At 37.8% G+C, this 21,624-nt stretch carries 22 protein-coding genes; 9 read left to right on the top strand and 13 right to left on the bottom strand.

Annotated features, from left to right (window positions below):
• Nucleotides 1-22: 22 nt before the first annotated feature.
• The 5 genes from ACZ5YP_RS01980 to ACZ5YP_RS01960 all read right to left on the bottom strand — a co-directional run bounded on the left by ACZ5YP_RS01980 (nt 23) and on the right by ACZ5YP_RS01960 (nt 5,850).
• A complete protein-coding gene (locus tag ACZ5YP_RS01980) occupies nt 23-967 on the bottom strand; it encodes an ABC transporter ATP-binding protein (protein ID WP_464835584.1) in 945 nt (314 codons plus the stop codon).
• Between the two features lie 4 nt (nt 968-971).
• Nucleotides 972-1,940 (bottom strand): ABC transporter ATP-binding protein, encoded by a 969-nt coding sequence (locus ACZ5YP_RS01975; protein ID WP_464835583.1) that lies wholly within the window; start codon nt 1,938-1,940, stop codon nt 972-974.
• Between the two features lie 4 nt (nt 1,941-1,944).
• The gene (locus tag ACZ5YP_RS01970) at nt 1,945-2,829 is read right to left on the bottom strand and encodes an ABC transporter permease (RefSeq protein WP_464835582.1); all 885 of its coding nucleotides are present in this window, start codon (nt 2,827-2,829) and stop codon (nt 1,945-1,947) included.
• A 4-nt stretch (nt 2,830-2,833) separates the two neighbouring features.
• Nucleotides 2,834-3,862 carry an ABC transporter permease gene (locus ACZ5YP_RS01965; RefSeq protein WP_464835581.1) on the bottom strand — a complete coding sequence of 343 codons (1,029 nt, stop codon included), beginning with the start codon at nt 3,860-3,862 and terminating at the stop codon, nt 2,834-2,836.
• Between the two features lie 74 nt (nt 3,863-3,936).
• A complete protein-coding gene (locus ACZ5YP_RS01960; RefSeq protein ID WP_464835580.1) occupies nt 3,937-5,850 on the bottom strand; it encodes an ABC transporter substrate-binding protein in 1,914 nt (637 codons plus the stop codon).
• Nucleotides 5,851-5,979: 129 nt separating this feature from the next.
• Between ACZ5YP_RS01960 and bgaS the strand changes: the two genes are divergently transcribed.
• Genes bgaS through ACZ5YP_RS01940 form a run of 4 tightly spaced genes read left to right on the top strand, consistent with a single transcriptional unit; the run spans nt 5,980 to nt 10,226 of the window.
• Entirely contained in the window at nt 5,980-7,518 is a 1,539-nt protein-coding gene (bgaS, locus tag ACZ5YP_RS01955; protein ID WP_464835579.1) for a beta-galactosidase BgaS, read from the top strand.
• The gene (locus tag ACZ5YP_RS01950; protein WP_464835578.1) at nt 7,515-7,751 is read left to right on the top strand and encodes an antitoxin VapB family protein; all 237 of its coding nucleotides are present in this window, start codon (nt 7,515-7,517) and stop codon (nt 7,749-7,751) included. The genes bgaS and ACZ5YP_RS01950 overlap by 4 nt, the downstream gene beginning before the upstream one ends.
• 10 nt (nt 7,752-7,761) lie before the next feature.
• A complete protein-coding gene (locus ACZ5YP_RS01945) occupies nt 7,762-8,229 on the top strand; it encodes a PIN domain-containing protein (protein ID WP_464835577.1) in 468 nt (155 codons plus the stop codon).
• Nucleotides 8,230-8,270: 41 nt separating this feature from the next.
• Nucleotides 8,271-10,226 (top strand): glycoside hydrolase 5 family protein, encoded by a 1,956-nt coding sequence (locus ACZ5YP_RS01940; protein ID WP_464835576.1) that lies wholly within the window; start codon nt 8,271-8,273, stop codon nt 10,224-10,226.
• Between the two features lie 163 nt (nt 10,227-10,389).
• Here the strand turns inward: ACZ5YP_RS01940 and ACZ5YP_RS01935 are convergent, their stop codons facing one another.
• Entirely contained in the window at nt 10,390-12,573 is a 2,184-nt protein-coding gene (locus ACZ5YP_RS01935; protein ID WP_464835575.1) for an alkaline phosphatase family protein, read from the bottom strand.
• Nucleotides 12,574-12,839: 266 nt separating this feature from the next.
• Here ACZ5YP_RS01935 and ACZ5YP_RS01930 point away from each other — a divergent pair, with 266 nt between their 5' ends.
• A complete protein-coding gene (locus ACZ5YP_RS01930) occupies nt 12,840-13,550 on the top strand; it encodes an iron-containing alcohol dehydrogenase (protein WP_464835574.1) in 711 nt (236 codons plus the stop codon).
• The gene (locus tag ACZ5YP_RS01925) at nt 13,522-14,046 is read left to right on the top strand and encodes a dehydroquinate synthase/iron-containing alcohol dehydrogenase family protein (RefSeq protein WP_464835573.1); all 525 of its coding nucleotides are present in this window, start codon (nt 13,522-13,524) and stop codon (nt 14,044-14,046) included. The genes ACZ5YP_RS01930 and ACZ5YP_RS01925 overlap by 29 nt, the downstream gene beginning before the upstream one ends.
• 49 nt (nt 14,047-14,095) lie before the next feature.
• Here the strand turns inward: ACZ5YP_RS01925 and ACZ5YP_RS01920 are convergent, their stop codons facing one another.
• From ACZ5YP_RS01920 to ACZ5YP_RS01910, 3 genes are all read right to left on the bottom strand, one after another.
• Entirely contained in the window at nt 14,096-14,242 is a 147-nt protein-coding gene (locus ACZ5YP_RS01920; RefSeq protein WP_464835572.1) for a hypothetical protein, read from the bottom strand.
• A 274-nt stretch (nt 14,243-14,516) separates the two neighbouring features.
• Entirely contained in the window at nt 14,517-14,870 is a 354-nt protein-coding gene (locus tag ACZ5YP_RS01915; protein WP_464835571.1) for a hypothetical protein, read from the bottom strand.
• Between the two features lie 659 nt (nt 14,871-15,529).
• On the bottom strand, nt 15,530-17,110 hold the full coding sequence (locus ACZ5YP_RS01910; protein ID WP_464835570.1) for a hypothetical protein: 1,581 nt from the start codon (nt 17,108-17,110) through the stop codon (nt 15,530-15,532).
• Nucleotides 17,111-17,542: 432 nt separating this feature from the next.
• Between ACZ5YP_RS01910 and ACZ5YP_RS01905 the strand changes: the two genes are divergently transcribed.
• Complete coding sequence (locus tag ACZ5YP_RS01905; RefSeq protein ID WP_464835569.1) at nt 17,543-17,806, top strand: hypothetical protein; 264 nt, start codon at nt 17,543-17,545, stop codon at nt 17,804-17,806.
• A 462-nt stretch (nt 17,807-18,268) separates the two neighbouring features.
• Here the strand turns inward: ACZ5YP_RS01905 and ACZ5YP_RS01900 are convergent, their stop codons facing one another.
• Nucleotides 18,269-18,400, bottom strand: a complete 132-nt coding sequence (locus ACZ5YP_RS01900; protein WP_464835568.1) for a hypothetical protein — start codon at nt 18,398-18,400, stop codon at nt 18,269-18,271.
• Between the two features lie 91 nt (nt 18,401-18,491).
• Here ACZ5YP_RS01900 and ACZ5YP_RS01895 point away from each other — a divergent pair, with 91 nt between their 5' ends.
• The gene (locus tag ACZ5YP_RS01895) at nt 18,492-19,004 is read left to right on the top strand and encodes a hypothetical protein (protein WP_464835567.1); all 513 of its coding nucleotides are present in this window, start codon (nt 18,492-18,494) and stop codon (nt 19,002-19,004) included.
• Nucleotides 19,005-19,175: 171 nt separating this feature from the next.
• Here the strand turns inward: ACZ5YP_RS01895 and ACZ5YP_RS01890 are convergent, their stop codons facing one another.
• Nucleotides 19,176-19,580, bottom strand: a complete 405-nt coding sequence (locus ACZ5YP_RS01890) for a hypothetical protein (protein WP_464835566.1) — start codon at nt 19,578-19,580, stop codon at nt 19,176-19,178.
• Between the two features lie 112 nt (nt 19,581-19,692).
• Here ACZ5YP_RS01890 and ACZ5YP_RS01885 point away from each other — a divergent pair, with 112 nt between their 5' ends.
• Entirely contained in the window at nt 19,693-19,935 is a 243-nt protein-coding gene (locus tag ACZ5YP_RS01885; RefSeq protein ID WP_464835565.1) for a hypothetical protein, read from the top strand.
• A 9-nt stretch (nt 19,936-19,944) separates the two neighbouring features.
• On the opposite strand, the gene ACZ5YP_RS01880 is transcribed toward ACZ5YP_RS01885, so the two are convergent.
• Nucleotides 19,945-20,430: a helix-turn-helix domain-containing protein gene (locus ACZ5YP_RS01880; RefSeq protein ID WP_464835564.1), complete on the bottom strand. Its 486-nt coding sequence runs from the start codon at nt 20,428-20,430 to the stop codon at nt 19,945-19,947.
• Between the two features lie 97 nt (nt 20,431-20,527).
• Nucleotides 20,528-21,442, bottom strand: coding sequence for an N-acetyltransferase family protein (locus tag ACZ5YP_RS01875; protein ID WP_464835563.1), 915 nt, complete (start codon nt 21,440-21,442; stop codon nt 20,528-20,530).
• Nucleotides 21,443-21,624: the final 182 nt, after the last annotated feature.

The raw sequence follows: 21,624 nt of genomic DNA, 5'->3' as shown, positions 1-21,624 counted from the left end.
TATAGAGAGTAGTAAAACAAAGTTATTTCTCTGCATAAAGCCAGCACTTTACCATTGATTTACCAATTTTAACATATATTGGTTCTTGTTTCTCGCATATTTCCATTTTAAAGGGGCATCTAGACGCAAATACACATCCTTTTGTCGACTTCGACTCTATAATTTGATATTTGAATTTCTCCTGCCATTTTCTATCTATTCGTGGAACTGCCTCAGAGAGCATTTTTGTATAGGGGTGCATGGGGTCTAGTAATATGTCTACGGGTCCTTGTTCAACTATTTGACCTCTATACAATACTACGACTTTGTCGCTGGCATAACTAGTTAATGCTAAATCGTGTCCTATGATAATCGAGGAGACTCCATCGTTTTCCTTGAGGTCTATAAATATATTTAATATATCTATTCTCGTCGAGGCATCAACCATGGATACTGGTTCATCAGCTATTATCAACTCGGGTTTAACTAGTAGGGCTCTTGCAATAGATAATCTCTGCAGTTGTCCACCACTAAATTCATGTGGATATTTTCCTAGAGCATCACGTGGATTTATCCCTACTCTCTCAAATACGGGTTTAACTATTTCAATTAATTCCTCATCGCCGGCTACTTGTTTTTTAAATGTATTTACTATAGTGTCATAAAAGACCTCTATTACTCGGCGTCTAGGGTTAAAACTGGAATATGGGTCTTGGAATACTCCTTGTATGTGTTTATAGTATTCTCTATCATTGATCTCCCAGATGTCTCTACCATTAAATAATATTTTTCCACTCGTTGGCTGAATAATCTTTAGTATTAGTCTTGCTATTGTTGATTTACCACTACCTGATTCCCCTAGGATTCCGAGGATTTCACCTCTACCTACTTCGAAAGATACGTTGTCTACTGCTTTAATACTGGTTTTACCTAGTAGTCCAATAGTAAATATCTTTGTTACATTTTGTAATTCTAATAGTGTCTCCATTATTTCACCCTTTTACATATAACCAGCATGAAACACGTGATCTACCTATTTGTATTATTGGCGGTTCTTCTACTCTACACTTATCCATTGCATGGGGGCATCTAGGGTGGAATCTACACCCTTTTGGTGGATTTAAGAGGCTTGGTGGTGCTCCTCCAAGTCCTCTCAACTTGTTTTGCTTGTAGTTTAAACCTATTGGAGGAATTGATTTTACCAGTAGAGATGTATATGGGTGGAGTGGTTCACGTATTATTTCTTCTACTTCGCCTTCTTCAACTAGTTTACCAGCATACATTGTTACTATTCTATCAGCTATTTGTCTAACCAGTGTTATATCATGTGTAATTATCATTAGTGAATCAACCGTTCCCTCGTCTCGTAGATCTCTTAGCAACTCTACTACTTGTCTCTGTGTAACAACATCTAGAGCGGAGGTTGGCTCATCTGCTATTAGAAGAGAGGGTTTGAAGAGTGTTGATATAGCTATAAGTACTCTTTGCTTCATACCACCCGATAATTGTAGTGGATACATATCGAGGACTTTCTCGGGGAGGTTGACTTGTCTAAGTCTTTCTTTAAATTTCGCTACTAATTCATCGTATTCTACTTTCTTCTCTGAGGCAATGTCTTTTAAAAACATTTTTATTTTTTTAATTGCAGGTAGTGAGTCAAGTGCGTATTGTGGAATATAGGCGAGTTTTGTCAATAGTAGATTTCTTTTTTCTTTTGGTGTTAATTCTGGAAGATTGTATTCCCCGAGGAACAGGGCTTTTCCACCAATATATACCATTGGGTATTTGGGTAGTATAATTGATTGGACGAAAGTTGATTTACCACTGCCGCTTTCTCCTATTATTCCTACAATTGTTTTTGAATCAACTCTAAGTGATACTCCATCAACGGCTTTTACCATTCCACTTAGTGTTTTATAGTAGACTTTATAGTCTTCGACAAGTAGGATTTCTCCACTCATTTATCTACACCTTTCTCAATCTTGGATTGAATACTTCGTCAAGAGAGAGGACTATTAAGTAGAGTGATGCTATAAACGCTACTATAATAATTCCTGGTATTAGCCAAGCCCACCAAACACCAGCCCATAAAACACCCATTTGTAGCCATTGATTTACTCTGGCGAATAATGACCAATCAGATGCTTTTATACCGAGGAATTCGAGTGTTACAGTAGCTGATAATCCATTAGCTAATTGTATGACGAAGACTAGTAGTATATATGATGCAATGTTTGGTAGTATGTCTTTAACTATTATTTTGAAATCAGAGTTCCCACTGAGTTTTGATACAACAATATAATCAGATATTTTTAACGCCATAACCTGTGCTCGAACAGCCCTAGCTGTCCAATGCCATGATAGTAGACCTATAGTGGAGCCTAGAAATACTATGTTTACTAGTTCTCTGTACTTAGCTGGAATTCCCTCTGATTGCAGGTAGAAAGAGCCTATGACTATCATTATAAATATTGTTGGAATAGTTAGTAGTAGATTTGTTGCTCCATCTACAATCTGGTCTATTAACCCGCCTTTATAACCTGCAATAAGCCCCAGTAGTACACCTACAATTGTTGCAACGAGAGCTGCAATAAAACCAACTGATAGTGAAACTCTAAGACCGTATACTGTTGAACTATAGATATCGTAGCCTAGATTGTCTGTTCCAAATGGGTGTCCTGGTGTAAGCGGGGGGAGTCTGGGTGTAGTGTGGTCTACTGGTCTATATGGTGTAAAGTAGGGTCCTATTATGGCGAGTAATATGACAGATACTACTATGCCTAGACAAATCCAAAACCTTATTTTTCTCTTTAATAGTATCCAAGTTATTGATCGAGAAAGTGAAGTCATGTTTTCACCCTCCTAGGAAACCATGTCTTATTCTGGGGTCTATGAGGATGTATAGTATGTCGATTAAGAAGTTGAATGCTATTACCATTATTGTATAGATTATCGCTATTCCCTGTATTAGAAAGATATCTCTGAAGTTTATAGCATAAATTAACGCTATACCTGTACCTGGATAGTTGAATACAGATGTGAGTGCTAAACCAGCCACGATTAACGTACCTAGCTGGACACCTAGACCTGTTATTTGTGGATTGATAGCATATCTAAACGCATATGAAGATATCTTTTTATCACTAAATCCAATAGACTCCATATATCTTGCATAATTCGACTCCAACTCGTAGATCATGAGTGTTCTCATACCAGAGGCCCATCCACCAGTAGAAACCAATACTAGTGAGAGAAATGGAAGAGTATATGCTCTCATAAACTCAATGAATGTAGAGTATGATGGATTAGTGAGAAAAGCCTTTATATCTATTGACGAGAGAACTGGTTTAAAGAAGCCTCCAAAGTATTGATTTGCTTCTATACCTACAAAGTATATCATTACTAAACCAAAGAGGAAATATGGTGTTGCAGTCAGTACGTATATTACTGGAACAAGTATTTTGTCGAGAGTTTTATACTTGGCTGCTAGAGCACCCAAGTAGTTTCCTATAAACCAACTAACAATTATTGCGGGAGTTAAGAGTATTAGGTCATTGAAAACAAGTTCTCTTAGTTTATCTGCAACTGGTGTAGCAAAATAAGTACTTACTCCTAGATCACCAGTTAACACTCTGTAAACATATGTAAAGTATTGTATAATGAGTGGTTTATCATATCCAAGCATTTCAATAGCTCTTTGCTTTAATGCCTCGAGTTGTTCACGCGTTATTTGTACTCCTACGGGCGTCATAAAACGTAGATATGCTGTCAGCGCGGGGTCTCCTGGGGCAAATCTTATTAAAATCCATATAATAGATATTGCAATATAGAAAACAATGATATACAATACTATTCTTTTAAGTAGATAAGCGATTATAGACATAGAAACAACCCAGTGTATCTAACTATAAGGGGGATTGGAGAAAAAATAATTGGATTAAATATATTCATTTCTACTCACTTTTTACCTCTTCTAGCTAGTAATAGTGCTACTACGGCCACTATAATGATTACAACTATAACGCCAATTATTAATCCAGTATAGTCTTGTGGTGGAGTTGTCTCTGCAGTTGTCGGTGTGGGGGTTGGTGATGGTGTAGTCGCGGGTGTGTATGCTGGCTTTAGGTTTAAGAGTACTAGGATTCCACCGTGTTGCCACATACCGTTCCAGGAGACTGGAACAGCATATGGATTATTGTTGCTCGGCCAGTTTGTCCAATACTTTGTTGAGGCTAGGAACCAGTATCCATTGTACCATAGTGGTAGTGCTGGCATTTCTTCTAGTAGTACTTTCTGGATCTCTCTGAGTACTTGGCGCATTTGTGCTTCGTATTCCGGTAGTGGTGGTATTGTGGCGAGTTGATCTATTAGTTCATTGAGTCGTGTGTTATTGTATCTTCCATGATTACCTATCCAAATACCCGGTGTTGCTCTATAAGCCCAGTAGTAGAGGGTATATGGGTGTGGAGATGCACTGCTACCAAAGTTGTTGATTGCTACATCGTATTCTCCACTATCTATCATTGACACGTAGAGGCCGAAATCGGGGAATCTCGCTTCTGCACAAATACCGACTTTTCTCAAGTCGTCAGCGATGTTTATTATTGCAAACATCCAGTCTGTCCAACCATATGGGACAATAATGGAGAATCTTATTGGCCTTCCATCTGGGAAGTCTCTACATCCATCTCCATCTCTATCTATATACCCTGCTTCATTGAGTATTTGCTTGGCTTTTTCAGGGTCGTATTTATAACCGTATTGTGCTATTAGATCTGTTGCTAAATACTTCTCCCAGTATGGTAGTAGTCCAACAGGGTTGGATTTAATTACTACTCCTTCAAACGCTGCGTTAATGATTTTATCGACGTCTATAGCGTAATACATAGCTTTTCTAAACTTGGGGTCGTTGAATGGTGGTTTCTCCGTGTTTACAAAGAGGAATGCAACGTTTGCTGATAGATAGTATGGTGGATTGTTATAGAATGCTACTACGAGGCCTTTTTTAACCATGTCTGGACCTCCAGGTATATAGAAGTTACTCCAGTCTAGTTCTCCAGCTCCAAGCATGTTTGCAGCTACTTGGTTGCTATAGACTATAACTCCCTTGACGTATTTTGGTGCTGGTAGACCAAATACAGTCTTACCCCACCAGTTTTCAACTCTCTCTAGTATAAAGTGGTCGTCGGCGAGCGAGTAGACTCTATACATACCACTAGCAACGATTTTCTTGGGGTCTTTATCGGGGGCTACAACCGGCCACTTAGTCAGGTCTACTAGTTCATCTTTGTACTGGTCTACGAAAGACTTCAATACGTGTCTTGGTAGTATGGGTGTGGTGTAGAGGTTATATAGGAAGTTTGCATAGTTGGGTGATTCGCTAAATACAAATCTAACTGTTTTACTATCTATTTTCTCTATTGATACAATGTAGTCTCTAACTCCACACCAAGCACACCAAGAGAGGGTATTTGGTACTTCGTAGAATGTAAATACAATGTCGTCGGCTGTGATTGGAGTACCATCCCACCATTTAGCCTCTTCTCTAAGTTTTATGACTACACGATTAGTTGTTTCCCACGTGGGTAGTTCCCTTGCTAGCCAGGGTATAAATCTCTCGTTTTCAGGTTTTATTGGAATCCAGAGGTAGAGGGGTTCATAGACTAATCCAACAGTACCCGATGCGGCTCCACCGTGATTGAATGGATTCCACTTATATGGTGGTTCCCACCAAGCTCCTCCCACAATAATTGTTTGTTCTCTTGGAATACCTGTTTGGGCTTGTATGGGCGTTACTGCGAATACTGGGAGGAGTAATAGGACCACTATTAGACTAGCTAGTTTTGGGTGTATGTGTATAGTATGATTCAATTTATACACCCTCATATATTACATATAATCATGAAGTTTATAAATTTTGTCTCCACGTAAATTACATTTAGAGGTGAAATACTTATAAATAACGATATGTATTATAATTTATAAGGGGTGGTATAATCAATGGTTTTACCCACGGGGTTTAAGTGGGGTGTTTCTCAATCGGGTTTTCAATTTGAAATGGGTGATTCCCTCAATAGATTTATAGATACTAATACTGATTGGTGGCATTGGGTTAGAGACTCCTATAATATCTCTTCGAAAATTGTTAGCGGCGACCTCCCAGAAGAAGGTGTAAACTATCTGGGTTTGTATAGTGTTGACCATGAAAACGCTAGGCGTCTTGGACTAGATATCTATAGAATCGGTGTAGAGTGGAGTAGGATTTTTCCTCATCCAACCTGGTTTGTAGAAGTAGATGTTGAATACGATGGAAGTGGTTTTATTAAAGATGTCAAAATAACCCGTGAAATACTTGAAGAACTAGATAGGATTGCAGATATTGACGCTATTGAATTATATAGACAGATAATCCTCGACTTGCGGGAAAGAGGATTCAAGGTAATAGTGAATCTCTTACACTTTACACTACCATATTGGCTCCATAATCCTATACGGGCGAGAAGTAGTAACATGGTAAAGGGGCCTAGGGGTTTAATAGAAGACTACTTCCCCGTGGAGTTTGCCAAGTTCGCTGCTTATACAGCGTGGAAACTAGGTGACTTAGTTGATATGTGGTCTACTATGAATGAACCACTAGTGCCAATCGAGCTTGGCTATATGGCTCCTTATAGTGGTTTCCCGCCGGGGGTTAATAGACCAGATCTAGTTGCTAAAGCATTTGAAAACACTGTTATAGCTCATACACTAGCATACCGGGTTATAAAGAGATTTGATACTGTAAAAGCAGATGCTGACTCTAAGAGCCCGGCTGAGGTTGGAATAATACATAATTTTATACCAGCATACCCCAGAAGCGAATCCGACTCTATCGGTGCAGAACACTACAACTACTTCCACAACTACATGTTGCTAGAAGCACTAGTACACGGTAGACTAGATACAGGCCTCGACGGAGAGTCGATTGTCAAGCCATGTATACTCGGTAATTCCATAGACTGGCTTGGAGCAAACTATTACACAAGACTGGTTATTAAGAGAAAGGAGTCTGCGCCGTATCCAATACTAGACTTTGAAGCAGTACCAGGGTATGGATATGCATGTATACCATATAGTAATTCAAAAATTGGCAGATGGTGTGATGGAATGGGTTGGGAGATGTTTCCAGAGGGGTTGGTTGAAGGACTTGGAATGGCTTATAGGTATTCAAGGGAAATCTATATTACAGAAAATGGTACTTCTGATCCAAGAGATATCAATAGACCTAGATTTATAATTAGTCACGTTTATGCTATTGAAAAAGCAGTAGATGAGGGTATTAACGTGAAGGGCTATATGCACTGGTCGTTAAACGACAACTATGAGTGGGCTCATGGTTTTAGACAGAAATTTGGTTTATTTGAAGTAGATATGATAACCAAAGAGAGGATTCCAAGACAATCAACAAGGGTATTTAGAGACATTGTTCAAAATAATGGTTTGACTAGTGAGCAATTAAAACTAGTGGTTTTCGAAGAAAAGAATCCAGGCGGGCTCTTATGAAGACTGTAGCTGTCAGCGAGGAAACCTGGAGAAAATTGAAAGAATTAAAAGAGAAAATAAAGGCGTCATCATTTGACGATGTAATAAATGCGCTTATAGAAGCATGGCATTTAACTTCTCTTAGAGAAGAAGTTTCAAAAGTAGATATGACGGTTTCATTCCACGAAGTACGTGAATTCATTACTACTATGAGGAGTATAGGAGGCGGGGAAAAACAGGTTAAAGATCAATAGGTATAACGTTATGATTGAGGATATACCATATAGAGAGTTTCTAGTAGATTCATATGCACTTGCATATCTATACTCTCTTGAAGAAAAAGACTTGTTGGTTTTACTACTTTCAAAATTCAAGTTTCATGTATCAACACTTTCTCTCTACGAATTTTTAACATATATATACTTTAAAATCCACGATTATACAAAGATATCTTCAATAGTAAACTTCTTGTTAAAAGTCCATGTAGTTGACGAAGTAAACACAGATATAGCTATTAAAGCATCAATGATAACTAGTGATTTACTCAAACATAGAATACCATATGAAATAATAGACGTAGTAAACACTGCAATATCACTAGTAAAAAACATACCAATACTCACAGATAATCCTGATAGATATAAAACATATTTGAAATACGGTATTACAGCATACTCAATTGAAGACTTTATTGTAAAATTCAAAAAACTACTCGAAGAAAGAAAACTTTAATAACAATGTACTAAGGATATTTTACTGGTCTAGGTGGTTTTGTGAAAACCGAGAGAAAGGGAAGTATAATACTAACTAATGGTGAATTTAAATTCCTACTCGGTGTAAACTATTGGCCCCGGAAACTAAATATTAGAATGTGGAGGGATTGGAGCGAAGCCGATATTATTGAAGATGTAAAACTCATAAAGGAACTCGGTATAAGAGTAGTGAGGTTTTTTATTAAAAACGAGGATTTTGCAGATGAAAATGCTAGTGTATATATGGATTCACTTGAAAAACTTGATAGATTTCTTAGAATTCTAGAATATTATGGTATTATTGGATTTGCAAGCTTTCTAGTTGGTCATATGAGTGGTAAGAATTGGAGGATTCCATGGTCTAAACCAGAAGAACTCTATACTCCACCGAGTATTGAAAAAACATGTAGGTTTATTGAAACTATTGTTGGAAAATTCAAGGATTACAATAGTATTGGTGGATGGATTTTAAGTAATGAGATTAGTCTTGTTAAAAAAGCTGAGAGTAGAGAAGAAGCACTTGCATTTTTGAGGGCTTTTTCTAAAACTGTTAAAAGTATTGATTTGAACCATGTTGTTTCATCTGGTGATTTAATAGATGGATATATGCAGGAAACACCTAATGTTAGAGATCTCGTCGACTATGTCGGCCTCCACCTTTACCTCTATGATAGCGATATTGTTAGACATGGATATACTTATAGCGCTATGTTAGAGCTGTATTCAAACGATGGTGATTTACCCGTAATTCTAGAAGAATTTGGATTTAGTACTTATCAATTCTCAGAAGAATCTCAAGCAAGATTTATAAACGAAGTATTATATTCGGCGTTAGCTCATGGTGCAAGTGGAGCTTTTATATGGTGTTTTTCCGATTTTCCAGACGAGTCTGATCCTCCATACGAGTGGAGACCTCTAGAACTAGGTTTTGGATTAATTAGAAAAAATGGCTCGTTAAAACCCGCTACTAGAGTTGTAAAGGAGTTTTCTAGAGTTCTCGAAGAAGTAGAGAAAATGGGTTTACATAGAGAGTTTAATAGGTTTATAACTGCATCTATTGTTGCCCCATTCTATTTATTTAGAGATTATGAATTTGTATGGTATAGAAACGTCGTTGATTTTCAGTCATTGATACAGCCGTTGATTGTTGCGTATATATTGGCTTCTAGTGCTGGTATACAATCATCTATGATATATGAGTTAGATATTGAAAAGGCTTTGAAAACCAGGAAGTTTATTATTATGCCTTCTGTAATAGTTGCACTGTCTTCTACGTGGAGAAGGCTCTTAAACTACGTTGAGAGTGGTGGTGTTGTATATACTTCTCTATTGAGAGGTATTGGTTTTCTTAGAGCTCTACATGAAGCACCGATGCATTTATGGATTGAGTTTTTCGGTGTGGAAAATATTCTCGAGGCTGGTTCTACAGGGTATAGACTACATGGTTTAACAACAATAGAGTTTGTAAGGGATTTTGGTGTGTTCACTAGTGGTGATAGATTAGAATTGTGGATTAATGAACCAGTATATACGTTTCTAGCCAAGCCCATAGATGCAGAAGTACTAGCGGTAGATGGCAGGGGGAATCCAGTATTATTTAAAACTAGAAGGGGTAGCGGCGTAGTGTATCTCTCACTAATACCAATAGAAACAGTAATAGCTAGACAAGAAGTAGTAGAGTGGAGTAGAAACCACCATAGAATATACGAGTCTATAGCGATAGAAGAAGACATTGAAAGACCGTATACATGTGAAAACCCAGAAGTAGAAGTAGTCGTATACAAGGGAAGAGAAAGCAATATTTTAATAACAATAAACCACGGCTATGAAAAACAAACAATAATACACTCTCCAATCCCAATTAAAGAAACCAGGAAAATAGGAGGAGACATAGAGGTAGAACTAGCTGGTCGAAACAAAATAAAATTAAATACACCGAGAAAAGGCGCTGGAATAATAGAAGTAAGACACTACTAAACACTGTGAAGACCTCGCTTAGTTAAATAGTTTCACATTGCTTGTCGCTGGCAAAGTGGATTTACTAATAGAAACAACTTCATTTCTAATTGGAAAGACATGTAGCCACTCTGAGAGGATTTGTGTAAGAGAAAAAACATGGATTTGTAGTGGAGAGAAAAAACTATCTTTTTCTTGATAGAATGTAGCCTACTGCTAATCCTATTACTAGTGTTATTATTGCTACTGTTATTGTGGTTGTTGTATCTAGTTCTCTAATGGTTGTAGTTATTGTTGTTGTTTTTGTCTCTGTCTGGGTTACTGTGTGTGTTGTGGTTGCATGGCTTGTAGTTGTTATTGTAGTGGCTACTATACTGGTTAATGTTTCTATTGTAGTTATGGTTTTAACTTCTGTTTTTGTCTCGGTTGTAGTAGTTGTTATTGCTTTCTCGTATATGTTGAATACTGGTGGTTTCACGGCGCTGGGTGGTGGGTTGATTCTCAGTATTCTAGCTATTGTTGGAGCTATTTGTAGTGATGATACTTCGCCGAGGTATCCTCCTCTAATATTGGCGCCTACTGCTATGAATACTGCTTTTAGCTCTCTATAGTGTGGTAGTACTGGGCCATGGTCTCCCGTTGCAGACACGAATGGTGTAACTACTTCTACCTCGACTGCTCTACCAGTGGCCGGGTTTTTCTTTAGAGTTGTTGAACTAACATATCCTGGCTTCAAGGCGAAGACAATGTCTCCTGTTCTCTCTCCTCCCAAGCCTATAATACTGCTTTCATTTCTAGTTATAACGAGGTCGAAGACTGGTTCTCCTGTATCTGGGTCTCTATATGATCTCAACAGGTTGATTATTGATTGAACAATGTTTTCGTATTCACTGCGTGGTACAATGCCATTTAATTCTCTTCCCTCTAGGTTTACAAATATGTGTCCGTGGTATGTCATATAGGCTTTTGTCTCGTTTACTACTACTTTGAATGCTGTGTCTACTGTGATGTATCCATTGTTTAATAATATGCCGTTTACATATATTGTTTTCTTAACTGGGTATTGGCCGTGGTCTGATATAAGCATGAATACTGTGTTGGATAAATCAATGTTTTCAATTATCTCGCCGACGAATTCATCGATCATTTTATATGTTCTCTCAATGAGGCTCCAGTAGTATTCTGCTTTGTCGGGGTTGTAGTATGGTGTTGTAGGGTCTGTTAACCCTAGGAATTGGTGGTATACATTGTCTACTACTGGTGTATACGACATTACTAGGTCCCAGTCATAATTCTTGATCATGTATAGTGTGAATTCTTTGAAGAACAGGTTTGTATAGTATACTGTCTCCATGTAGGTTTCCTCGTCAAACCATCTGCGTGATAATCCATAGTAGTCTCCATCTGTAAATGTTCCTGTTTTAACTACTACGTTGTTCCATACTTCTCGAGTAATTGTTTCATTGTTAAACCATGATCCTTCTAGCGGCCGTGTTGTACCACGGTATAGTCTAAAGTCTTCGATTGGGTTTAGTTTTAGTGCTTTAAGTAATGGTGCAATAGTGTAGGTTTTATTTGCATATATCACTGTTGTATTGATTGGTTCGCTCCACTCTCCCTCATTTAGTATTGTATATGCTTTAGCCAGGTCTTTTTCTGGTGTAATTGCTAGTTTATCGTACTTTCCATCACCGTTTAAATCAGCTAGGTATAGATACCATGTTGTATCGCCGATTTTAATAGTGGATTCGAGTGCGCCCGCTACTGATCCAAATACTCTATCTACATTCGTCCAATTCCCTGCTTCTTTGAATTCTATGTATGTTGCTCCCGAGATATTTCTATTTGTTGTATATAGTGTTGAATATGTGAATGGAGCGGATGCATCGTATATATTGAATAGTATTGCTGAAGATACATTCCATGCTGGTGGTGTGCTCTGGGGGAATGATGCAACTATAGATTTCAATCCAGCCTTGTCGACTGTAACCCATATTGGTTCAGCTGTGAGGTAGAATCCACTAAAACCAGACACAGTGGAGGTAATACTAGTATTTGGAAGGTGGATTGAATTGCCAGTAATGCCATTAACACCTGGTGGAACACCAGTAGCAATAGCAGCATGGCTGACAGCTGTAGCAGTAGGATATACAACAATCATTTCTCCGAATAAACCACTAGTAATAATTCTAGAGATATTTGGTAGTTTGCCCTGGGCGACGAGCTCCATCAAGTGATCATATCTCATTGCGTCAACACTCAATACTACAACACGTACACGGCCGCCAACAGGAGTAATAGACAGTATAGGTATTGATGCACTAGTTAATACTAGCAACAACAAGAATACTACATAGAGTCTATTCATACTCCCACAGTAAAAACAATGTAAAAATAGTTTAAAAACACACACCACAAATAACATCAATTCATCGACACGAAATAGATGGGCTAGAAGACATAATTGACGATTACCCAACTGTATCAAATAAAATTCATAACGTTTTTGTACTCTATTTTATTTTCAACTACTGTAGAAATTTTATCGTGTTGGTTTTTCAATTTTTACCATCAATTGTAAGTTTAGAAATATTTATTAGTTAATGGTTTAGTTTATATAAAACGGGGGATGTAATGAAGCTTTGGTATACCCCTATTAGTTCCTACGTAAAGACTTTTGGAGCTCCATCTAGATATATTCAAGGTCCTGGTGTACTCGGCGAATACATGGGTAAAATATTAAAAGAGCTTAAAATACGTAAACCACTTGTATTTGGTGGTACTAGAGCTCTTGGTAGTGTTGAAAAACATGGATTATTTAAATCACTTGAAGCGGAAGGAATAGACTATGTAAAGGAATATTTTGGGCGTACTCCTTGTGGTCCTGAAAGCTGCGATGAAGAAATAAATAGACTCATTGAAATAGCAAGAGCTAATTCATGTGATGCTGTTATAGGAGTTGGTGGTGGTAAAGCTATAGATACAGCTAAAGATTCAGCGTATAAACTAGGTGTACCGGTAATTATTGTACCAACTGTTGCATCTACAGATGCTCCTTGCAGTGCTGTAGCTGTTATCTATACATGTAACCATGTATTTAAGGAGTACAGGTTTTATCCTAAAAACCCGGATGCTGTAATTGTAGATACAAAAGTAATTACAGAGTCGCCTCCACGGTTATTAACGTGTGGTATAGGAGATGCAATGGGTAAGTATACAGAGGTTCCATCTGCTGTAAGAGTGGGTGCAAATAATCTCCTCGTGAAACCTATACTTGGAAAACCAACTTTACTATCTATCAGCAGCACAACAGCTTATGGTAGACATTTTATTTACATATGGTGAACAAGCGATTGAATCTGTAGAGAAAATGGTAGTTACACCAGCTCTTGAAGCCGTTGTTGAAGCTACTACTCTACTAAGTCAAGTAGCTTTTGAATGTGGAGGTTTAGCAGGTGCTCACTCTATATACAATGGGTTTACAGTTTTAGAACCTAAATACCATGCTAGAGGTAGGGAATTTCCATACCATGGTGAACTAGTATTCTTTGGAGTGCTAGCGGAAATGGTTATGGATGGCTATCCACGAGAAGAAATAGTCAGGATAATGGAGTTTGGTCATAGAGTTGGACTACCAATAACCCTCGAGGAACTAGGATTTGGAGATATAGATGATAGTGATTTAATGGAAGTTGCTAAAAGGGCTACAGCCCCCGGTGAAACAATACACAACAAACCCTACAAAGTTACACCTGAACACGTCTTCAACGCTATAAAAGTAGCTAATGAAATCGGCCTCAAAGTAGCATCATACATACCCTTAAGAAAATTCAAGCGTTAGATATATTGAAACACTGCTCTATTTTTTAACTTAGTCTTGCCTTTTCCGCCTATTTTACACTTCGACAGAATTCTCTCCAAGTATTATAACACCAGTAAACACCCAGTATTCTAGATTTACATTTCAATACTTCGTAGTCTTCCTCAGTTAATATAGTAATTCTCTTATACATAGGTGTTTGGAGAATACTCCTCACTACATTTTCCCTCTGGGTATTTTTAGCTTTATTGATAACAGGTATTAATCTACTAATAGGTTCTTTTAGAATAGACTGCTTGTACAATCTGGTCTATGGATTTACTACTTTTACAGCAGTACTTTTATTCTTCGCTACTACAACACCTCGAAGTACTACCTTGGCTACACCCAGAAAGACCTAGAAGAGGAGCTTCGAGAAGTATTCAGGTATTTCTAGAAGTACAAAGTGTGGTTTAAACAAAGTAGGTATTAACATGTAAAAATTTCATTTTCTATTCTGTTTTCATTGTTTTCTCGTTTTCTTTAGACTGTAGTCTTGATAGATATGGCTTGACCACGAAATGCATGTATAGAGCGAGGGCACCATTGAAGAGTAAGACCCATGCAGCTATAATCCAGAGCATGTTCGTGAAGACTGTCCAAGCCCATTGGGCTACTGCTTGGTATTTGGCGTATAACTCTAATAGTGGTATATACGTCTGGATGAACAATAGAGCTAGAAGTATAGGGATAATGACAACTACTAGAAATGGAAAACTTAACACTGCTATCAGTGTGTATATTGGATGTCTTTTCACGAATTCAATTAATCGTTCTATTACATCAACCAGTTCAGACAGCTTCACACCAGCCACCCTCCGCAGAATTGGAAACATAGCCTTCTAAGCATTAAACTGGCTTTTAAGACGGTGATGACAAAGCCCTGGACTCATTCCACTCATCATTCATTGTTTTCTACCCTATTTCTGGATCGTGATTCTAGAAAAAGTGTTTATCACGCTGTCTTAGAACTAGAGGCTTTTCTGTTGGTATGAGATTCCTATTTACGTCTTGAACTTGTCTAGTTGACGGTATTTCATTGTTTTATAACGTTATCTAAACTCTTGATCTTTTTTTGGCTATGGAATAACCGGCTCTGAGCAAACTGGTCTGTGGGGATGTATATTTTGTAAAATTTTCGTGTAATACATTGTTTTGCGATCATGGTGTAAAGGCTTGCAGAGGGTTGCACCCTGATATCAAAATAGTGTATTTTTCAAGATGGTATTTAGCTCCCTTGGTAGGCCTACAAATACTGGGTTGACTTGATGTAGAGTCCTTTAGGGTGTATTTTGTAACTCCAAGTTCTCAAGGCTTTCTGTGAAGTAGGTTAGTTCTGGCTTTATGTATTTCTCATAGCTCTTATCATACAGTTTCACATACAGAGTTTAATCAATGATTTTAGGAAAGAAGTATTGCTAAAGAGACCAGTATATTATGGATTTCTTTCTATCACAGGTATCTTCTATACACCAATAAAAGTTATATTAACAGTGTTGATTCCAAGGGTAGACCAGTTGCTAAAGCTATATCTGAATTCTACTAGTAGACTACACCTAGATTGACTAGGTAGGTAGGCATCAGCGTATATATATCCAGCGACGTTATTTATATACCTCGTCATATTGATAATACTTGTATTTTGAGAAAACATTATTCCTCTATAGATTTCAATAGGTGTTGAAGAGGTATACGATGTGTTCACGAGGTATACGTATATATAGCTACTGCCGCAGTCTACGAATTGTGCAAGAACTAGTTGAGCCTGGAAAGACCGAGTAGCCTCAGAGTCTATTCTGAGAACATAACCACGAAAACCATTGAGTCTATACACATCGCCTCCAACAACATAGTCGAATCGTCTCGAAACAACGAGACTGCCTTTATCATCGTAGACCTCTATAACTCCATTAGTAATTATAAAGCCATCTCTATAGTTAGGGTATAGTGTGAGATCTACTAGGGGAGGAGCAACACTAAGAGATGCAACACCATCACCACTAGCTACAGCTTGTGAAACAATACCTCCAGTAGCATTTTTCAAAACAACCCTCCAGCCCCTTGGAACATTGGTTACATTAACAAACCATGGAGGAGCATCAACTGTAACAACCAGGTTATCGAAATACACTGTTCCAGTAACACTAGTAGTACTAGTAATGTAGCCTACACCAACACGATTAGGAATAAATCTATAAGTGGAGCCAATACTTCCAGTGTTTATCACAGTTTCATTCCAGTGATATGCATACCAAGAAGAAAAATCTATCCATGAAACAATATAACTTAGATATTCATACTCTGTAGTATTACTTATACCGAGAGATCTCCGAGCAATCGATCTCCAACCTGTATTACTAGCCCAGTAAAACACCTTGGACGATATGCTATCACCTGTTCTAGCCATTTGCGGCACGTTTTCATAGCCTATTGTATAGAGCCTAGATAGGGTTGTATTAATATAAACAGCGTCGAAGTAATACGTCCCTGAAGAAGAAAAATCAGATCGCAAAACCAGTGTTGCTACATATATTCTTCTACCCATAGAAGCATATTGACTAACATCTATATTTGCAACAACCATACATTCACCACCATAATATGTAGTAGACGTATTTGCTGTTATAAACAAAGCTTTTCTATTTGGATCCCAGTTCCAACCACTACAGACCTGCCTCCACCCCCACCACCAATCCCATACCCATCTACAGTTCCAGTTACAACTTAAAACGGTGATATTTTTCCCTATTGGGTCTGTATCAAAGGTTTCGTAGAATATAGCGTTTCTCTTGTCTAGAACTATATCTAAACCTGGTGTGTTAACTATTACAGAGGCCCTTGTACCCTGGTTTTCTAGGGATACATTGACACCGGGTGTGCCGGGATCTGCAAACCATACAAGTGGAGGATATACGTTGATGTTTCCACTTATCCATCTATAGGTAAATATAGATGAATAGACGAAGAGTATGAGGCTAGAAACAAGTATGATTGCTAAAACAATGGCGATTTTAAATGGTTTTCCATGTATTTGCATAATCTGCAAACACCCTACAATATCATAGGATCTCTATACATCAACACACACTATTTGGTTATTGGATAATAATGTCTTAAATATTTTATAGTCTAACCTCAATTACCTCACAGAAACAACTCCAAGTACTATACTCGTATTGCTTTAAATAAACCTATCTCGAGGACTTCTACTTCTTGTTGGTGTGATCTAATCACTAGTCTACACTACGTGTAATTTCCATCGTAGTTCTAAGAATAGCTTGTATTAAACACAATGGAACCAAGATATGTTATTTCTCACAGTACTTAACTATATAGCGTGGTTGTAATTAGGGATTATTGTTATTAATTGGTTGCATATGCTAGATCACTTCTAGCTATTCAATATGGTCTTTCTAAAATAACTTAGACGAAGAGACTAGAAAGACATGAAATATCTAGGTGCTAGTAAGAAACGCTTTTGGAGAAATTAAAACTCACGATAATCGAATACGCAGAAACATACCTCAAACAACTACTAGCAAACAACCCATACAACTACTACATAGACCCAAGAAATAGAAAAACTCAAAAACCAACTAGTAACAATACAAGCAAACCAACTACTAAACCACATAAAGACAACGAGCAACAACGACAAAAAGAAGCCAGAATAAACAACACTACTACAAAGTCCCTAGTAATAAGAGGCTTCCATGTTTTCCATCGAGATGTTCTTCCATAAGCTCGAGGCAACCCTCATTGAATTCATACTCGAATATTTCTCTCCATCGAGATTCGACTTTGCAAGATTGACATATCAGCAATCTTTCTAAGAGGTTGATTCCGCCGAGATAATGAATGTGTAGTGTTATTTATGCTCTACGTGTTTCCACTCGTTGAGTAATTTGTAGATTCTAAATTCTGCTGGTGGGTGTGTAGTTGAATGTTTTTCCTCTAAAGATGCTAATATAGTGGATTGGGGATTGAAACAGTGTTTAAATAGTGTTTTCAATATCTTGTTTATACCTGGTTTCTGGTGAGATATTCGTATATGAGCCTTGTGCATAGCGTTTTAGTAGTGGTATAGCAAATTTACTCTGAGCGGAGTTTTGAGCTTCTTCAAGTCCCCTCAATAAGGAAAAATAGAGCGTAAAAGAAGAACAAAAGACGAGTTGTTTTATTATTCTTGTTCTTTTGGGGATGTTTAGGGTTTTGTTTTTTCTTCTAGGCATTGCCAGTAGCACTCGTAGTCCAGTATTAGTTCTCCATAGAGGTTTTCATCTGAACAAATAGTTGTACAATATTTTATTGTTTTTTCCAAGAGATACTTGTCCACTTCTAACTCTCCTCTTGTGTAAATACTACTGTATTGTCTTTAAGTGTTATTAGCTAAATTCTACTTAATATAGGATACTATGGTGGTTTTTATGAGCAACCCGGGAGTTGATATACCAGCATATATTGTTCTTGCTTTTCTAGGAGTCCTTATTGCATTGTGGGGCGTGCAATTGAAGAGAATACTTGTTTCACTCGTGTTTGGCGGTCTTCTCGGCTATCTCGCGTGGAGGTATACATATCTAGCATGGAATAGCATATTGATTTCATTATTCTTCTTTTTCGCAGGGCTATTAGCCGGGTTGATAATAGGGTTTGCGCTATTTAGACTCGTTATCTCACTAACTGCATCGTTTTTCCTAGCTCATATGATCACCAGCGACTCCACACTACAACTGGTATTGCTAGTAGTACTTACACCAGTATTCTACGTGGTCTCTACTATAATTTTACCAGGAGTGTATGCAGTAACCGGTGCTCTAATAATCTATACATCCCTAGTAGTACTTGGATTAAATCCCACACTAGCAATACTAGTAAGCACAGTAGTAGGAACCATAGGATTCTACAATCAATGGAAATCACTTCATAAAAGACACAACTAGCCATTAAACCACAATAAAAACCATCATTCAATACCGGGGGAATTTTCAACGAGAAGGATTTTTAAACCACTACGGGAAAACAATAACCAGTAACAACATAAAGAAACTACAACATTGGCGATTTAATCCCGGTTGCAGGTGTTTAAGACTTTGCGTAACAACTATGAGAAACTATAACATGTATGATTTTAATGCGTTAATTAATTCTAATACGAATTTTCTACATGGTTCTAGTTTATCAAGGCATTCGCCATGGTATTTAAGAATTGTTTTTTCTGGTTTTTCTTCCAGGGTGATTTTCAATGTGAAATTGAATTCTTTTGAAACTCCTAGAATCAATATGTAGGATTCTTCTATTCTAAATGAGAGGTTTATTGTTATTGAGCGGGGTATTATCTTCTTATATATCCATTTCACAGTGTAGACGCTTCCAGTTGTACCCGTGTGTTTTATTATTCCCCGGCCGTGTAGGTATTTAATGAATTCTACTGGTTGTTTTAATACTTGAATAACAGAGCTAGTGTTTACCATGGTTTCTTGACTATCTTCTATGCAGAGCTTGATTTTGGGTGTCAAAAGCAATCCCGCCTAGTAATTAATCACATTGGTAACATCTATAAAAACTCTGTTCTCACATAGAACACTAATTTAAACTCGATAACAATAATATTGTTGAATCAAGGGAGGTATGTTGAAAAACCAAGATGTTCTCAGAGAAGTACTGTCTAGACGGGATCCTAGTGGATACTATGTGTTAATAAGTGTGAAAAACAACGAGGCAGAAAATGTAGTCCTGGAGTTTAAGGAGAAAAGCGGTGTAATAGTAGAGGATTATGGCGGCTCGATTATTATTCGCTGTAAGTCTAGGAGTATTGCTGAGAGTATTGCCAGGAAGCTATTGGCGAGGAATCTCCTGGTTTTTGAAAAATAATACATGTGTCTACTCTACTCCTAGGTATTCTTCGAGTAGTGCTAGTAGCTCGCTTGGTGATCTAGTCTCGTTTATCTTTTTTGCTAGTAGTGTTCCACCGAGTACACTTGAAATCCACGATTGCAAATAGCCTTTTTCCAAGTGGTATTTGAGAATGTTTTCTGGTAGCAACTTATACTTCAATACAATGTAGAGTTTCTCGAGGGAGTCTACTCTGAGCGGTATTGGTACACCGTTTTCATTTGTAAATACGTATGAATACTCTTCTCCAACACTCCTACTAGAAACACTCTCTCCCTCTAGGAGCAACAAGCCCTTCTCTGCAACAATGTATTTACCGCCGCTCTCGACAACATAGCCTCTCCGTATTAATTCATGTAGATACCTCTTAGCAGTGCTTGGTGAAAGCTGGGTTTTAGAAATAAAATCGTTGAGTGTGAATTCTCCCCCGAGGAGTTTTAATAGCCCACGTGTTTTTCTATTAGATAATGGCATTATTCCACCTCTAAACCCTAGTATAGACTTGGAGAATATATAAATATTTCACTGTGTAAATACATGTATATATATTAAACACACGTAAACAGCAACTCTATGATTCAACTAGTTCCTTATAGAGTAGAAATTCAGACTCGTGCATTTTAAACCCTGATTCAACAAGCAACTCCACCAGGCTCTGCTTTGTCGAGTCAACTGGTATTTCAATAGATTTAACTCCACGGGTCAAACCAATATTCTTCAAGCTATGCAGTAGTACTTGTAGTGCTTCAAGTGCGTTAAATGAAGACAGCGATATCGTGTCAACTACCAGCTCATCGTTGACACTATACAGTGCAAATGCTACTCTCTTCCTCCCCTGTTTAACTACTAATGCTCTCTCAGCTCTATACAGCTTCTTCTTGTAGATAGACCTGTCAACATCGTCTACAAAACTACTCCACGTGGAGGCATAATACCTTAACTTAGAGCCGATTTTCGATGCGTTGAGATCTGCTACACTATACTCACTACTATCCATGGAAACTATTTTCTCTGGTGGAGCAGTAAACCATAAAACAACGTTTTTAATGTGGTAGCCGTTTTTCAAGTAGAAGTTTATTGCACCAGTATTCCAGTCTTTAACACTCAAATAAACAGTGTCAACACCGGTTTCTCTAAGCATTCTCTCTGTCTCACTCAGCAATACTCCTCCTACCCCCAAACCCCTCATTGAGCCGTCGACAGCAATGTTTTCAATGTAGGCCTTGTTCTTCTTTCTATATGCAAGGCAGTAGCCCGCTACTCTACCATCAACTAGTGCAACAAGGAATACTATTCTCTTAGACCTAGACTTCAATAGTGCTTCAAACCACCTAGAATCCTCTTTACCAAGCTCTCTCATAGACTGGTCGTGAATATACTGGATTACAGGTAGATCTGTTTTAACAGCCCTTCTAACAACAATATTTTTCTCCAGCGACAACATAGTTATATCTTCAACCCTCACTCTATACGAGTATATGCCCACCTCCCCTTATAAAGACGGGGATTTCAATGTAAATACATTGATAAAAACATCTATATATAATACATAATAGTGAGTGGATGAAGAACCATGCCGGCACTGACGCGTGATGACCCCCTAGCCACAGACACTCCTCTAACACCTCTAGGTGAAACATAGACTTGTCTACAATGGAAATACTAGAT

It is taken from the genome of Sulfophobococcus zilligii, from assembly GCF_055398255.1.
This window is presented reverse-complemented; position numbering and strand designations above follow the sequence as displayed.